This window comes from Turicibacter sp. St.80E1 (assembly GCF_059728495.1).
In genome coordinates this window covers 2,142,551-2,156,719 of record NZ_AP039386.1, presented here as the reverse complement: position 1 = coordinate 2,156,719, position 14,169 = coordinate 2,142,551, and the positions used below count along the sequence as shown (strand labels likewise).

General features: G+C 36.3%; 16 protein-coding genes. 7 read left to right on the top strand and 9 right to left on the bottom strand.

Annotated elements, in window-relative coordinates; genetic code table 11:
- Positions 1-491 precede the first annotated feature (491 nt).
- Positions 492-1,427 (bottom strand): aldo/keto reductase, encoded by a 936-nt coding sequence (locus AC6I0I_RS10335; protein ID WP_161830998.1) that lies wholly within the window; start codon positions 1,425-1,427, stop codon positions 492-494.
- A 205-nt stretch (positions 1,428-1,632) separates the two neighbouring features.
- Positions 1,633-2,037, bottom strand: coding sequence for a hypothetical protein (locus tag AC6I0I_RS10330; protein ID WP_262950990.1), 405 nt, complete (start codon positions 2,035-2,037; stop codon positions 1,633-1,635).
- A 137-nt stretch (positions 2,038-2,174) separates the two neighbouring features.
- Between AC6I0I_RS10330 and AC6I0I_RS10325 the strand changes: the two genes are divergently transcribed.
- From AC6I0I_RS10325 to AC6I0I_RS10315, 3 genes are all read left to right on the top strand, one after another.
- The gene (locus tag AC6I0I_RS10325; RefSeq protein WP_262953855.1) at positions 2,175-4,397 is read left to right on the top strand and encodes a glycoside hydrolase family 3 C-terminal domain-containing protein; all 2,223 of its coding nucleotides are present in this window, start codon (positions 2,175-2,177) and stop codon (positions 4,395-4,397) included.
- A gap of 65 nt (positions 4,398-4,462) precedes the next feature.
- A complete protein-coding gene (locus AC6I0I_RS10320) occupies positions 4,463-4,591 on the top strand; it encodes a hypothetical protein (protein WP_255421455.1) in 129 nt (42 codons plus the stop codon).
- Between the two features lie 484 nt (positions 4,592-5,075).
- Positions 5,076-5,243, top strand: coding sequence for a hypothetical protein (locus tag AC6I0I_RS10315; protein ID WP_161831001.1), 168 nt, complete (start codon positions 5,076-5,078; stop codon positions 5,241-5,243).
- Between the two features lie 298 nt (positions 5,244-5,541).
- On the opposite strand, the gene AC6I0I_RS10310 is transcribed toward AC6I0I_RS10315, so the two are convergent.
- Genes AC6I0I_RS10310 through AC6I0I_RS10300 form a run of 3 tightly spaced genes read right to left on the bottom strand, consistent with a single transcriptional unit; the run spans position 5,542 to position 8,179 of the window.
- Positions 5,542-6,663 (bottom strand): hypothetical protein, encoded by a 1,122-nt coding sequence (locus AC6I0I_RS10310; RefSeq protein WP_262953856.1) that lies wholly within the window; start codon positions 6,661-6,663, stop codon positions 5,542-5,544.
- Positions 6,664-6,677: 14 nt separating this feature from the next.
- A complete protein-coding gene (locus AC6I0I_RS10305) occupies positions 6,678-7,484 on the bottom strand; it encodes a hypothetical protein (RefSeq protein WP_161831003.1) in 807 nt (268 codons plus the stop codon).
- Between the two features lie 2 nt (positions 7,485-7,486).
- Positions 7,487-8,179: an ABC transporter ATP-binding protein gene (locus AC6I0I_RS10300; protein ID WP_262953857.1), complete on the bottom strand. Its 693-nt coding sequence runs from the start codon at positions 8,177-8,179 to the stop codon at positions 7,487-7,489.
- Between the two features lie 333 nt (positions 8,180-8,512).
- Here AC6I0I_RS10300 and AC6I0I_RS10295 point away from each other — a divergent pair, with 333 nt between their 5' ends.
- Positions 8,513-8,767, top strand: a complete 255-nt coding sequence (locus AC6I0I_RS10295) for a hypothetical protein (RefSeq protein ID WP_262953858.1) — start codon at positions 8,513-8,515, stop codon at positions 8,765-8,767.
- A 437-nt stretch (positions 8,768-9,204) separates the two neighbouring features.
- On the opposite strand, the gene AC6I0I_RS10290 is transcribed toward AC6I0I_RS10295, so the two are convergent.
- Positions 9,205-9,507, bottom strand: a complete 303-nt coding sequence (locus tag AC6I0I_RS10290) for a hypothetical protein (RefSeq protein ID WP_161831006.1) — start codon at positions 9,505-9,507, stop codon at positions 9,205-9,207.
- Positions 9,508-9,763: 256 nt separating this feature from the next.
- Between AC6I0I_RS10290 and AC6I0I_RS10285 the strand changes: the two genes are divergently transcribed.
- Together AC6I0I_RS10285 and AC6I0I_RS10280 are read left to right on the top strand one after the other, a co-directional pair.
- Positions 9,764-9,979 carry a hypothetical protein gene (locus AC6I0I_RS10285; protein WP_161831007.1) on the top strand — a complete coding sequence of 72 codons (216 nt, stop codon included), beginning with the start codon at positions 9,764-9,766 and terminating at the stop codon, positions 9,977-9,979.
- Positions 9,980-10,051: 72 nt separating this feature from the next.
- Entirely contained in the window at positions 10,052-10,549 is a 498-nt protein-coding gene (locus tag AC6I0I_RS10280) for a YbhB/YbcL family Raf kinase inhibitor-like protein (protein ID WP_161831008.1), read from the top strand.
- Positions 10,550-10,586: 37 nt separating this feature from the next.
- Here the strand turns inward: AC6I0I_RS10280 and AC6I0I_RS10275 are convergent, their stop codons facing one another.
- Entirely contained in the window at positions 10,587-10,802 is a 216-nt protein-coding gene (locus AC6I0I_RS10275) for a hypothetical protein (protein WP_161831009.1), read from the bottom strand.
- A gap of 338 nt (positions 10,803-11,140) precedes the next feature.
- Here AC6I0I_RS10275 and AC6I0I_RS10270 point away from each other — a divergent pair, with 338 nt between their 5' ends.
- Positions 11,141-11,803 (top strand): deoxynucleoside kinase, encoded by a 663-nt coding sequence (locus AC6I0I_RS10270; RefSeq protein WP_237658868.1) that lies wholly within the window; start codon positions 11,141-11,143, stop codon positions 11,801-11,803.
- 21 nt (positions 11,804-11,824) lie between these two features.
- On the opposite strand, the gene AC6I0I_RS10265 is transcribed toward AC6I0I_RS10270, so the two are convergent.
- Complete coding sequence (locus AC6I0I_RS10265) at positions 11,825-13,039, bottom strand: cation:proton antiporter domain-containing protein (protein ID WP_161831011.1); 1,215 nt, start codon at positions 13,037-13,039, stop codon at positions 11,825-11,827.
- Between the two features lie 184 nt (positions 13,040-13,223).
- Positions 13,224-14,054 (bottom strand): AraC family transcriptional regulator, encoded by an 831-nt coding sequence (locus AC6I0I_RS10260; protein ID WP_262951003.1) that lies wholly within the window; start codon positions 14,052-14,054, stop codon positions 13,224-13,226.
- Positions 14,055-14,169: the final 115 nt, after the last annotated feature.

Here is a 14,169-nt window from a genome sequence, read left to right as displayed (position 1 = left end):
CTTTTTGTTTAGGAAGTAGAAAGAAGGCTAAAAGTTAGAATTACTTAGCATATAAGACTATAGATAGCCGTTTATTATATTGTCCTAAAATATTAAAATCATACCTCTAATGATAAATAGTGTTAAAAAGTTAAGTGTAGATGATCAGAATAATAGGAAAGATAAGTTTAATGAATAGGACGAAGAGTAGGGTAATTCCTAAGAAGAGGTAAGCCTTAGAGCGACCACTAGTCTCACGCAAGCGATGACAGGTTTTAATTAACCGCTCCTTTTTCCTATCCGTCAAAAGATCATAACAAAGAGAGAATCCATTAATCAGAAGCAACAGCGTGGCTAAACCCAAGTGTGCCTTTAAGAAAATAATTAGAAATAAACCGAGTAAAAGGCTAGAATAGACCATCACCTTTCGAATCTTCAAAAATAAACTTATTTTACCAGTTAAATCGTCCATGGAATCCTCCCTAGTTTAAAATTGCTTGCCCTAGAAAAGTTTAATAGTAATCTTTGGCATCGATAGGCAAATCGAGAGTTTTCATAAAATCCATTAACTGCTCAGGGCGACTTGCGCCGGCCAATGCACACATTGGCAGTGTTTGCGTCGTTAAATAACCCATGATGATTTGTGATAGCGTTGCGTCATACTTTGTTGCTAAATGATTTAAGTGATGAGCAAGACGAAGATTCTCTTCTGTATAGTATGGGCTTTGACTCACATCAACGCCATTGTTAAGCTTTGTAAAGAATCCGCTACATAAACTAAAATAAGGCATAGCTAACACGTTGGATTCCTTGTGGAAGGCTAGCATTTCCTCATCCATCGTCACCATTGTTTCATCGGGATAAGGTGCCATCGTGTTAGAAGCTACATTATAAAGTGCTTGATTAGCAACGAATCCGCGGTACCCTTTTTCTTTACAATAGTCCATGGCCTCTTTTATTCGCGCAGTTGTCCAGTTTGAACAACCGTAATATTTTATTTTTCCGGCACGAACAAAGTCCTGCATCGTTTCGATGAGTTCGGCAACAGGACGATTTAGATCATCACGGTGGTAAAAATAAATGTCCAAGCAGTCAATTCCGAGGGCCTCTAAACTTTTATTTAAGTCGTAGGTCATCTCTTCTTTACTGAGTCTGCTCGTGTTCATTTCGTTTAGTGGGGGATGACCTCCCTTTGAAATGATAACTAAATCCTCATGATGTCCTCGATGTTTTAACCAATCACCGATGACACGTTCAGAACGGCCAATTTCCCCAGCAACCCAATCGCTATAAATACGGGCAGTATCGATGACATTTCCACCTAGTTCCACATATAAATCTAGCATTTTAAAGGCCTCTTCATTATCCCAAGCAATTCCGGCATTTGCGGTTCCAAAGCCAATTGGACATAAGGATAAGGTCGTATCTTTAATTTGAATTCGTTTCATAACTTCACTCCTTTAGGCGATATCGTTAAAATTATGTCATGACTTTAACGATGAGTCTAGACATCAGGGAAAAAAAGGGTTCCTATTGTTTAAATTTTGAGAAGTTCCTTAAGAAAAACAAGAGGTGCGCATTGTTAGCGCTAAGCGATGCACTGTATAAAAGCGAACCGTGTGAAGGATTCGCTTTTATGGTTATCGTATTGAATTAAAATTCTTGAAAAGGTTGTTCAGGAGAAGTAGAAGGATTCGTAAAGTCGAAAAACCATTCTTCTAAAAACTCTTCAATTTCAGTTGGAAGGTCCCCCGGAATTTGAGAATCAAAGTAATAAGGGTTTCCATTCATGTAATTTGCGATAATTTCTTCGCGAGACGGTTGTGGTTGTTTCATCGTATAGTAGGCAATCGTTCCAGTAAAAAGGCACGATAGTGCACTGACAACAAGTAATCCCGTCAGCAACGAACGATTATCTTTTCGTAAAGTATCTAACCCCTTTTTAATTGAGGCCCCCATTAGGTGAGTCATAGAATCAAACAGTGTGCGCATCATTCGTGTTTCTGATTCGACCTTCTCCTCCTGATACTCGTGTGATCGCGTGTCCGTTGTATGCATTAAAATCCCCTCCAATAAACGCTTAACCTTAGTATATCATTATTACGTCCTAAAAAGTGTAAGAAAACTTTATTTTATTGGTATAAATAACTTTTAAACCCTGTGAATATACTGGGTAAAAGAGAGGAGGAGAGAGAATGCAATCACTCGATACGTTAGTTAGTCAGTTGTCGTTAGAGGAAAAAGTAGCACTCTGCTCGGGAGAAGATTTTTGGCATACTAAATCAATTCCTCATGTTAATATTCCGAGTCTGATGATGTGTGATGGTCCTCATGGGCTAAGGAAGCAACCCGGGGATGCTCATTTTTTAGAGATGAATGATAGCGAAGAAGCCATCTGTTTTCCAACGGCTGCCACGACAGCCTGTTCGTTTGATGTCCAGTTATTGAAAAGATTAGGGCAAGCGCTTGGGGAGGAGTGCCAAGCTGAAAAGGTAGGTCTTTTACTCGGTCCTGCCATTAATATTAAACGTTCGCCGTTAGGAGGAAGAAACTTTGAATATTTTTCAGAGGATCCTCATTTAACAGGTGAGTTGGCAACCGCGTATATTTTAGGTTTACAGCAAAAAGGGGTTGGAGCGTGTCTCAAACACTTCGCTTGCAATAATCAAGAAAGTTATCGGATGACGGCGAGCTCAGAAGTTGATGAGCGGACGTTGCATGAAATTTATTTTCCTGGATTTGAGAAGGCAATAAAAGAGGCAAAGCCTTGGAGTGTGATGTCTTCGTATAATCGTTTAAATGGGGAGTATGTTGGCGAGTCTTACTCGCTACTAACGAATCTTCTAAGAGATAAATGGGGATTTGATGGATTTATAGTCAGCGATTGGGGTGCCGTGAATGACCGGGTTTCTGCTTTAAAGGCGGGGATGGATTTACAGATGCCGGGTCATCATGGAATGAATGACGATGTTTTATTAAAGGCAGTAAAACATAACGAAATAGATGAAGAAGTTTTAGATCAGAGTGTGAAGCGCCTATTAAAAAAGGTTTTTAAGTCTTATGAGAATAATAAGCAGGTTGTAGTTAGTAAAGATCAACACCATCAACTGGCGAAAGAAATTGCGGTAGAGAGCGCGGTCTTATTAAAGAACCAGGGGGTATTGCCACTTAAAGAATCGGGAAATCGACTTGCGTTTATTGGGGAGTTTGCCAAGGCGCCGCGGTATCAAGGTGGGGGGAGTTCGCATATTCACCCTTATCAGATAGATACGGCATTAGAAGCGGTGAAGGGGATAACGGATGTGTCGTTTGCTCAAGGGTTTTTACTCGAGGACCACCCGCTTAATGAGCGTTTATTACATCAGGCGATTGAGTTGGCAAAATCGTGTGACGTTGCTGTTATTTTTGCAGGGTTGCCAGAATCCTTTGAAACGGAATTTTATGATCGTCCCCATATGAAGTTACCTGCTGTTCAAAATAAACTGATTCAGGAGGTTGCGAAGGTTCAGAAAAATACGGTTGTTGTTCTTCATAATGGAGCACCTGTGGAGATGCCGTGGGTGAATGAAGTAAACGCCATTTTAGAGATGTATTTATCTGGCGAGGCTGTTGGGGAAGCGACGGTGGATTTATTATTTGGTCGGGCGAATCCATCAGGGAAGTTAGCGGAAACGTTTCCTCTTCGTTTAGAGGATCATCCAGCTTACTTATCCACAAAAGTGGTTGACCATCGCGTGTATTATAATGAGCGTCTGTTTGTGGGGTATCGTTATTATGATGCAAGAAAGATGGATGTTTTATTTCCGTTTGGTCATGGATGTAGTTACACGACTTTTCAGTATGATCAATTAAAACTCAGTCGGGGACAAATAGCTGAGGATGAGCCGTTGGTGGTTCAGGTGAATGTAACGAATACAGGAAATTATTTTGGTAAAGAGGTTGTCCAACTCTATGTTGAAAATCCCACTGGTGATACAATTCGTCCAGTGAAGGAGTTACGTCAGTTTAAGAAAGTTGCATTAAGTCCTAAACAGACGCAGACGGTGACTTTTACGTTAACTAAACGTGATTTTTCATATTATCATCCGACGCTTCATGATTGGTATGTAGAGACGGGGGAGTATGGAATCCTTTTAGCTAAATCATCGAGAGATATTGTTCTTAGGGGAACCATTAAAGTAAAAGGGAAAACAAAGGTACCAACAGGAATAACGACGAATACAACGTTTAATGAACTTATTAAAAATCCGAAGTTGAGTCAAATGATAACGGAATTAATTGAGACGATGAAAGAAGATTATCAATTAGATATAGGGATGATCCAAGAGATGCCTATTCGCGCCCTTGCAAGTTTCCAAGTCGTTGATCAAGAAATGGTGAATCGATTAGTCACCATTTTAAATATCTTAAACAAATAACGCATAAAGGTTGGAACAGTTTGGAATATTAAGACTGTAACTTAATATTAAAGGAGGCGCGTGTTATGAAATTAGCACCTGCTCAGTTACATAGTCTTAATGAATTAAATTTAAAACGAGGAAGTACGCTTACGAAGGCAGCGATTTATAAAGATCACCTTAAATCGAAAAGCAAAGATGAGCAAACTCGTTAACCTGTTTAATGGCCATGTATTCTTTTAATGTATTGAAGTTACTAAAAACCACTCCTTAAGGAGTGGTTTTTAGCGAAGACCGATAGAGTGAAGAGGGTTAGGAGTCATTATTTTAAAAGAGGATAGATTCCTTTGTTCACGTTGCTATATTTTATCAACAGGTACTCATTGAGTTTTTGATTGATGCATCTCGCTAGTTTAAAGGGAGGATCATTATTTTTGAACGCGAAAAGTCCACGTCAATGATCAGTTGGCGTGGGCTTTAAAATAGGAGCGTAAAATCAGATAAAAGGAGGAACTTTGGTTAGAAGATTAATCTCTAACCATTTATAGTTTTTACAATGTGATATAAACTATTTATTAATTAAGAAAAAAAAGTTATAATTTTTTATAGCGAGATAAAAATAGGAAATTTTTTCATATTTCATAAAAAAACTAATACCATCCCTTGTTTCATTGGGTGATTGAAAGGGGGTGAAAAAGAATGGGGTTAAAAGCCAAACGAAATCTTTGGTTGTTAATTGGGGTTATATTAGCGGTATTTATTCGGATTTCAATCATATTCCCCGGTGTTAATTTTGTTTTAGCGTTCCTATGCTTCATGCGAGCTTATACGTTGCAACGACAGGTGAGAAAAGCAGAAGTTGGTTAAAAGGAAACAGAAAAAGCATTCTAATTGAACGACGTCCCAAGGGAACGTTTTTCATTAGAATGCTTTTGTTTATTTTAAAAGAAAGAAAAGCAATGGGGAGAGAAGGAGGAAAGGGAAGATAAATTTAAGAAGTGAAGAGAAAAGTTTAGGGGTTAGCGTCGGCAAGGCGACAATAAGGAATAGAATAATTAAAAGTAAAAACCCGATGTTTGATAATTTGATTTCCTTCAGAACATTAATGATTGTTTTTTTGAAATCGGCAATCATAAACGTGCCATCCTCCTTCTATTAATTTTAATTATTTGGAATCATTATCTGTAAAATGAAGTTTGTAATCCTCTGCTAATCCTTGCGTTAAAGAGGTATCTAGTTTTCCTTCGTAAACTACTTCATTTGTTTTTGGATTGATGATGGCAATAAACTCTGCACTTGATGTGTTTTTACGTCCGACGTATGTGACATAAAGGAGATCATCGTGGGAAACCATCGATTTTATATAACTTAAATCATACTTTTCATTTAATGTCGCAAGAAATTTAGGTTGAACCATTTCGACCAACTCAATCGATTTCGATTCCTCATTGACCATACCTTTAACTAATGTATCTGCTAGATTGAAGAAGTAATCGTTATTTAATGGAACAAGCTCATTGATAGAGGCATTTTCATCTTTATAAGATAATGAATAAACCGTCGATTCATTCGTTTTTAAGTTGCGTACTTTTAATTGTCCAAGTGATAAATCTACCTCATACATCTTACCGCCTTCTACCAAAATGGCAGGGTAGTTAGTTGCTGAAAATTCCTCTTCGAATTTAAGTGTTAATTCTAATGTTTGAGGATTTAATTGATAGATTAAAAGTTTATTATTTTTATCTGCTAACTGACTATAAACTCTTGTAATGTAATAATAGTCTCCCTCATATTCAGTTAAATATTCATCTAATGTACTTTCTCCGTAATTTAACTCTTTTAAGATAATATCCTTTTTAAGTACTTCGCCTGTACTCAATTCTTTTGAGCGAAGTCTTAAAAGAGGCTCTTCATTCGTATAAAGATAAGACGAGTTAAATTCTGCAAGCACAATATAATCTGTTGTTTCAAGTTTTGTTGCCCATCCTAAATGACGAAATAAATCGCGGTTATTTAAAACCTTTTCACCAGCACCTCTTAAAGGGTCATACTTTGTCTTCGTCAGTTGTGCACCATCATGGGTTAAGACAACCTTCGAGTATTGGTTGGGCCCCGTTTTCGCAATGGCTTCGAATTGTAAATCGGCTAAAAGATTCGCATCGCCCGATAATGTTTCAATTTTATACTCAACGTTTTCTGGAACCTCACTCTTAGGTGTCATAAATCCAAGGGCCGTTAGTGATAATAGGCCAGCCGTACCTAATCCAATCATATGATATAACTTCATTTCTCTCACCTCACCTAAATTGAAACTTTCTTATTGATTAACCATGTACATAAGCCCATCGTCAGTGCACTCATAACAAACACAAATCCGTAATCGACGATTAAACGTTCATCCATATATAAGTATAGTGTTTTAGTGTAGAGGAAGAGAGCGATATTAGCCAATAAAAAGGCACCGCCACAAATAATTCCAATCACTTTTTTTGAACGATCGCACAAGACGAAGAAAGAGATCAGACTAAACATTAAAATAATGAATCCTAGTTTATAAATAAAATCTCCCATAGAAAGTGGTAAAACAAGACCAATTGAGTTAGAGTAATGCAATAAACTCGTTACCGGTTGGGGAGCAATTAACTCTTTAGGGAAGACAAGTGTCATGACAAAACTTAAAATCCATAAAATGAATAGAATTAATCCATAAAAGCAAAAAACCGAGAAGACGGTGACGAGTAATTTAGAGAAGAAGATTTTCAGACGACTTCCTTTAAGTGTCAGTAACATATAGATTCGTTTTGATGCCCCAAACCATTCTTTATACCAAAGATAAAAGGCAAAACAAACTAATAGAATGGCACTTAATAAAAAGAGAAGGGGAACGGGTGTTGAATCAAATAATAGTGTTAGACTGACACGACCATTTTCTTTGACATAGGTTTCTAAAGAGCTCTCCATAATTTGTGGGAGAATTTCTTTTTGATAAGTTTTATTAATGAGTTTATAAAATAGGCCGGTCGATACGGCACTTAGTGTGATAAATAAGGTTAACATCCATGGAAGCAGCTTCTTTATCTCAATTTCAATTAGTGTTAAAAATTTCATAATTATACCTCGCTATATAAAGATTTCATTTTTTCAACAATCGTCAATCCTTCTTTTTCAGCCTCATCTTTTGAGAACGTTGCAAATACTTTTCCGTCTTCAAGGAGAACGATATGATCGGCAATGTCTTGAACTTCATCAATTTCATGAGTTGTTAAGATGACGGTTTGATCTTTTTCTAAAAACTCTGATTTAAGTAAATTGATAAATGTTTGACGGGTAAAGACGTCAATTCCACTAAATGGCTCATCTAATAATAGATAAGGGGTGTTTTGGCATAATCCAATAATAATGTTAAAGCGAGCTAAATTTCCCTTTGAAAGTTCCTTTAGTTTTTTATCAGTAGGTACCTTAAAAAATTTAATCATTCGCCACGCTTTTTCAATATCGAATCCTTCATAAAAGACTTGGGCAAATTCTAAGTTTTTAGGAATGGTCCATCCTAAATCATGAATTGGAATATCAGGAACATAGGCTAATTGGTTAATATTTTGTGACGTAATGGGGGTTTGATCAATTAAAATTTCTCCCTTATTAATAGGGACGAGTTTCATGATTGATTTCATTGTCGTACTTTTCCCCACCCCGTTGAGTCCAAGTAAACAAGTAATTGCTCCTTTTTGAAATTGAATGGAAACATCATCGAGAACAACTTTTTTCCCATAACGTTTCGTTACATTTTTCATCTCTAACATAAGAAACCTCCTTTAAAATGCTCATCTGCGTTCTTGAATCAAGTATAGCGTGTAAATATTAAGAAACAGCCATCCAAATTATAAAGAAATTCTTAATAAATTCTTAAGATAGCAAATAAAAGGGAGTGAAATGACATGACCTAGCTGGTAAGCCGTAACACATTCTATATAAGTGCAGATAAGTTTTCTATCATAGATATTCAGTCCTATCTATGATAGCGTTGTGAGGGCATCCTGCAGAGGAGATTTGATAGCATATTGCTTAATTTATCTTTAGTTCTGTGATATAGTACAGATAAGAAAAATCTGAGAAAAAGTGGGGATGTGACGATTGTGTTTAAAGATGTTTTATTTATGTTAGGTCAAGATGAATTGCATATTTATGATTATTTTACAAGAGAATTTTTAGATTCGGTGAAGCTCGGACAAAAGCTACAAATTGAATGTTATGATGAAATGGTTTATCTTTCAGGTGAATTAAAGAAAGATTCCATGACTGATAAATTATTTTTACACGATCGGAATGGATTTACGTGCTATATTGAATATGGACAAGTGTATGAAAAAGTATGGATTTTAAATGATTAAAGGGACGGCTTTTGAACCGTCCCTTTTTTGGAAGAATTCAGTCTGTTGAGTACGTAAAGTGTGTGCAACATCCCCCCTTTTTTTTATCGTAGAATCGTTCAAGCTATTAGTTTAGAAGAGAAGGTGATTAGGTTTACGGTGAATCAAACAACCGGGTGAGCGTCCGAAATAGAGGGTCATGGGCTCTTGCGTATATCCCTAAGGAGAGCTTAAACGGAAGCTGTATACTGATGATGTTGTGATGGATAAATGAAGTGGACAAGAAATAGGGTGCCCTTTTAGGAAGTAGCTACTACAGTAAACACGTCTTAAAAAAATGAGCAGAAGTGGCAACGATAGAGACTTCAACAAAGTAAAAGCTAGCGCCCTAGAACGCTAGCTAGTAATCAAGTCTTACCACACGATAGATAACGATTAATGGATTCTTACGCCATATGTTAGGATTCCAACTTTCTGATGCGGATAAACATGTCTAATATAATAATCAACATCAACGTCACTGGAATTGCTTTTTTTAATAGATAATGCGTATCTTGGAGTACTTCTAAAATAAAGGGGCTAACGAATATAACGACTGCAGCAAAGATAACATGTAGTCCTATAATTTTACAAATTTTTTGATTTGAAGAATAGTTCACATTAAAAAGAATATTAGATTTATATTGTAAAAATCCAATTCCTCCAATGATTAAAGATAATAAACAACAAATGATCATATTTCCCACGAACTCATTAGTCATAACCTATCCCTCCACAAATGTTTGATGGTCATTTAATTGATAAAAGTTTACAGTAATCTAAAGTTTGAACATCTAAATTTTCCTCAGGTCTTGAACTTATCAACACGATATGGTAAAAATTACATGATTATTATACCATATCGTGTTGATAAGAAGGATAACAATGTTAATTAAACAAATGAAATATTCCTGATTTAAGTGAATAAGTTGAAGAGTATAGGAATTATCCGAAAGCTATAAATTTAGGGGGATTAAAATGAAAGTGTCAAAGAGATGTCCAAAATGTGAGAGTACAGAGATGATTCGCGTAGAGGGGACTGCCGGCCCTTACGGAACGGGGAATAATATAGCAATTGGCGCTACGATTTTTTCTTATGTCAAAGTACCGAGATATGTTTGTTGTGAGTGCGGATACGCCGAAGAGTGGATTGATCCTGAGGATCTTCCAAAATTAAAAAAGAAGTTTGGTTAAAACGTTCTATTACAGGATTAAATATCACCTAAACGTTGTATAATAAAGGGAGTTAAAGTTGGAGGTGATGACATGAAAGTGACAAGTTCGGGTATTGTAAACGGTGTGATTATGGATCAATACGGATGCCGTGGCGAAATGAACGAGTATGAAATGCCGACCTATTCTTTACCCCTTACGATTAAAGATGCCCCTCAGGGGACAGTGTCTTATGCACTGGTGTTAGAAGATAAAGATGCCTTTCCGGTATCAGGATTCTCGTGGATTCATTGGACAGCTGCTAATATTGTGCGAACGGTGATTGAAGAGAATGAGAGTCAAACTGCAACAGATTTCGTTCAAGGTGTGAATAGTTGGATCAGTGATCAGGGGGGAAATACCCCAGCACAGGCTTGTTCCTACTATGGAGGAATGGCACCACCGGATGCTCCACACCTTTACGAACTTCATGTGTATGCCCTAGACAAAATGCTAGATTTAAAACCTGGCTTTTACTATAATGAACTCTATCAACAGATGGAGGGCCATATTTTAGCACAGGAAACCATCAAAGGAATTTATTCAAACTAAAAATAGCCCAGGCTCATGACTTGGGCTATTTTTTGATTTAAAGACTGCTATTGGGTTTGTTTAAAAAGTAACCAGCCAGTGCTGCAACTAAGGCAAGCATCGCAACAATAAAGAATAGTTTCCAGGAGTATAAGAGAATTCGATCTAACGATTTAAAAAATAGACCTAGAATTAAGTTAAGAACTAAAAGAAATGCTTGAATGAAAAATCCTAACACACTAATCACTCTTAATCCATATAATGTTCGTTCCATGAAAAGGCTCCTCCTTCAACGTGAATAATTTTATTGTATCAAGAGAAATCAGGTGAAGATGTCGACAGGAGGAAACTTTTTTAAAATATTTTTTATGTGTGGATAAGTGTATTAAATAATTAGGATAGGGAGAAGGAATAGAGGAAGGCATAGGACTTATTCTTTAGCGTTTATCCACATCTCATGTGGAATGAAAAATATGGATGAATTTGGCTAAGTATTATGTGTGATTTTCGTCGATATTTGTGCTATTATTGACAACGTTCAAACTTTTTAAAACATCATTTTAAAAGTTTTATCATTTTAAAGGACAGTATGAAAGGTATGGGTGAATAATGTTGATTACAATTGGAGCGATGATTGGTGCAGGAAAAACAAGTTTAGCAGAATTGGTGGCTAAACATTTCAATTCGGAAGTTTTTTATGAGAGTGTGGATGATAATCCGATTTTACCTTTATTTTATACAGCATCTGATGAAGAGATTCAAACCAAACGATATCCTTTTTTACTACAATTATGGTTTTTAAACACTCGCTTTAAAAGCATTAAGCAAGCGTTAGTTGAGGATAATAATGTATTAGATCGAAGTATATATGAAGATTGGTATTTTGCAAAGGTAAATAAAGATTTAGGACGTATTTCTGACTTAGAATTCAGTTTATACGAATCACTTTTGAATAATATGATGGAAGAGTTAGAGGGGATGCCTAAAAAGGCACCGGACTTAATGATTTATTTATCAGGAAGTTTCGAAACTATTATTGACCGTATTAAAAAACGTGGACGTGAATATGAATTAGATGAAGGACTTGTTTCTTATTATTACGAACTTTGGAAGGGATACGATCAATGGATTGAGCAGCATTATCAAGCAAGTGAGGTGCTAGTCATTAATATTGATGAGGTTGACTACGTTAATAATGAAAATGATAAGAAAAAGGTATTAAAGATGATTGAAGATAAATTAAATGAAATTCGTCAATCATCATCAAATGCCTAATAAAATAAAAGAAGCCGGGTCCTAATGGGACCCGGCTTCTTTTGTTTCCTTTTGCAAAAACTTATCACTTGTTAGTTTAATTCCAATGGCACCAATTGGAGCTGTAATTAGCACACTTAAAATAGCGATTGCTTGCATAATTTCCCCGCCGGCAACCCCCATTTCTAAGGGAATGGCGGCCTTTGCAGATTGAACAGTTGCCTTTGGAAGATAGGCAATCACACAAAATAATCTTTCTTTATAGGAGAGGTTTGTTCCAATTAGGGCAATTAAAACCCCAATCGAGCGAAGGGTTAATGAAACAATTAAAAGGGCACAACCAATTAAGAAAAATTGTCCGACGAGATTTGGATTAATAGCCATCCCTACAAAGGCGAATAAGTAGAGTTTCCCAACTTTCCAGATTGAATTCATGAGCGCTAAAATAGAAGGGGCGTTATCAACGATGAAATTTCGAATCCAAAATCCGTAAATCATAACTGTTAAAAGTGAATTAAATAATTCAAGGTGAAACTTTTTTTCGATGAAACGTAAAATTAAACAAATTCCAAAACAAATCAAAGTTTTTATATAAATGGAAGTCGTATGTTTTAGAAGGGGCTTGGTAAGAAGATAAAGAAGGTATCCAATAAAGAGACTAAAGATGATGGAAATTGGAATCATTAAAATTTGTAATCCAATTGATGGGGTACGTCCTCCTTGGGTATAAATTCCTAAAAAAGTAGTAAATAAAGTAATGGCTATGGTATCATCCGCACTTGCCCCGACTAAAAGCATTTGAGGAATGGCCTTATCTTGTCCGATTCGACGGTCAATTAAATCAATCATAGAGGGAATAAGGACGGCTGGACTAACAGCTGCAATAATAAAACCTAAAATAGCCCCCTGAATAAAATTAAAATGAAGCAGGGGCATCGCTAAAAGGGCGATCGTGAATCCCTCAAGAGTAGCGGGAATGGTACTTAGTAAAATAGCAGGGCGTCCAATTTGTTTCATTTGTTTTAAGCTTATCCCAAGTCCACCGATAAATAAGACGGTAACGAGTGCAATATCTTTTAAGGTTGGTGAAAGTTGAAGAGTCACATTAGGAACAATATTTAAGAAAGAGGGGCCAATTACCATTCCGAGTAGCATCATTCCAATTAATGAAGGTAGTTTAATTCGTTCAAATAAACGACCACTATAATGGGCACCCATACCAATGAGTATTAGGCTAATAAATAAGTAAAAAATCATTCTTTTTTTCCTCCAAATTATAAATGTATGTAGGATGTAAAAAAGGCGTTATAGGTGCTGAAATAGATTCATTGAATCGTAAGTCTAGCAACGTTACCCTAAAAAGTTATATCTATTTGCTTTTTTTATCATACGCTTATTTTCCGTTGATTATCACAAAAAAAGGATGCCCAATAGGGCATCTTTAAGTTGCGTTGTGGGTATTACGATACTTTCGGGGGCATGTTCCCGTTACTTTTTTGAATATTTTAGAAAAGACAAGTGCATCCGTATACCCGACTGAATGTGAAATCTCTTTGATGCTAAGCGTTGATTGTTTAAGAAGTTGACAGGCCTTGTCTATTCGATAATGAATGAGATAATTTTTAGGAGAGTTATCCATTCTTTCATTAAATAATTTTGTTAAATATTTGCGATTGATTCCGATATGATTTGAAATCTCTTCGATCGTAATCGGTCGTGAATAATTGGTTTCAATATATTCGATGGCTTGACGAATATAATCCGATTGTCGATTAGATGCTTTAACTTTAGGCGGTTGTGGCAAGCTGTGGTCACAAAGTGCCCCAAGTAGAGAGTAAAATCCACTGATTGCTTGTAAATCTGCGCTTTTTGGATGTTTAGCAGATTCTAAAATATAATCAAAGCACGTTTCGATTTGTTTGCTATTTTGACAGTTTAAAATAGGTGTTTTCTCCGATAAACCAATTCGCTCTAAATATTCTGGGACGTGTTCACCATTAAAACTCACAAAGTAGTAGGTCCATGGATTTAGTAGGTCTGGTTTATAGTTAACGATTGCACCGGGCGGAACTAAAAAACACGTTTCCTCCACTAGCGTATAATCTTGTCCATCAATAGTTAAGTAGCCAGACCCCTCCGTTACATAATATAAACTATAGTAGTCACGAATCCCCGGTCCCCAAGACTGATGTTTTTCTACTTGACTTGTTCCACAGTAGTAAAGCATAAAGTCTAGTCGTGAGTAGTCAGCTTTTGGTTTGAAGCAGTACATAGTCTAAAATCCCCTCCTTCTCGAAGACATTATACCATATTTTAAATAAGTAAGTAAGATTATTTGTAAGCACTTTTTTGCATATGTTATAATGAGAGTTAATGAAACTGTATGC

What these genes read in the sequence shown, in the direction of transcription:
- AC6I0I_RS10335 (WP_161830998.1), bottom strand. Translation starts at nt 1,427, where the DNA reads ATGAAACGAATTCAAATTAAAGATACGACCTTATCCTTATGTCCAATT.
- AC6I0I_RS10330 (WP_262950990.1), bottom strand. Translation starts at nt 2,037, where the DNA reads ATGCATACAACGGACACGCGATCACACGAGTATCAGGAGGAGAAGGTC.
- AC6I0I_RS10325 (WP_262953855.1), top strand. Translation starts at nt 2,175, where the DNA reads ATGCAATCACTCGATACGTTAGTTAGTCAGTTGTCGTTAGAGGAAAAA.
- AC6I0I_RS10320 (WP_255421455.1), top strand. Translation starts at nt 4,463, where the DNA reads ATGAAATTAGCACCTGCTCAGTTACATAGTCTTAATGAATTAAATTTA.
- AC6I0I_RS10315 (WP_161831001.1), top strand. Translation starts at nt 5,076, where the DNA reads ATGGGGTTAAAAGCCAAACGAAATCTTTGGTTGTTAATTGGGGTTATA.
- AC6I0I_RS10310 (WP_262953856.1), bottom strand. Translation starts at nt 6,663, where the DNA reads ATGAAGTTATATCATATGATTGGATTAGGTACGGCTGGCCTATTATCA.
- AC6I0I_RS10305 (WP_161831003.1), bottom strand. Translation starts at nt 7,484, where the DNA reads ATGAAATTTTTAACACTAATTGAAATTGAGATAAAGAAGCTGCTTCCA.
- AC6I0I_RS10300 (WP_262953857.1), bottom strand. Translation starts at nt 8,179, where the DNA reads ATGTTAGAGATGAAAAATGTAACGAAACGTTATGGGAAAAAAGTTGTT.
- AC6I0I_RS10290 (WP_161831006.1), bottom strand. Translation starts at nt 9,507, where the DNA reads ATGACTAATGAGTTCGTGGGAAATATGATCATTTGTTGTTTATTATCT.
- AC6I0I_RS10285 (WP_161831007.1), top strand. Translation starts at nt 9,764, where the DNA reads ATGAAAGTGTCAAAGAGATGTCCAAAATGTGAGAGTACAGAGATGATT.
- AC6I0I_RS10280 (WP_161831008.1), top strand. Translation starts at nt 10,052, where the DNA reads ATGAAAGTGACAAGTTCGGGTATTGTAAACGGTGTGATTATGGATCAA.
- AC6I0I_RS10275 (WP_161831009.1), bottom strand. Translation starts at nt 10,802, where the DNA reads ATGGAACGAACATTATATGGATTAAGAGTGATTAGTGTGTTAGGATTT.
- AC6I0I_RS10265 (WP_161831011.1), bottom strand. Translation starts at nt 13,039, where the DNA reads ATGATTTTTTACTTATTTATTAGCCTAATACTCATTGGTATGGGTGCC.
- AC6I0I_RS10260 (WP_262951003.1), bottom strand. Translation starts at nt 14,054, where the DNA reads ATGTACTGCTTCAAACCAAAAGCTGACTACTCACGACTAGACTTTATG.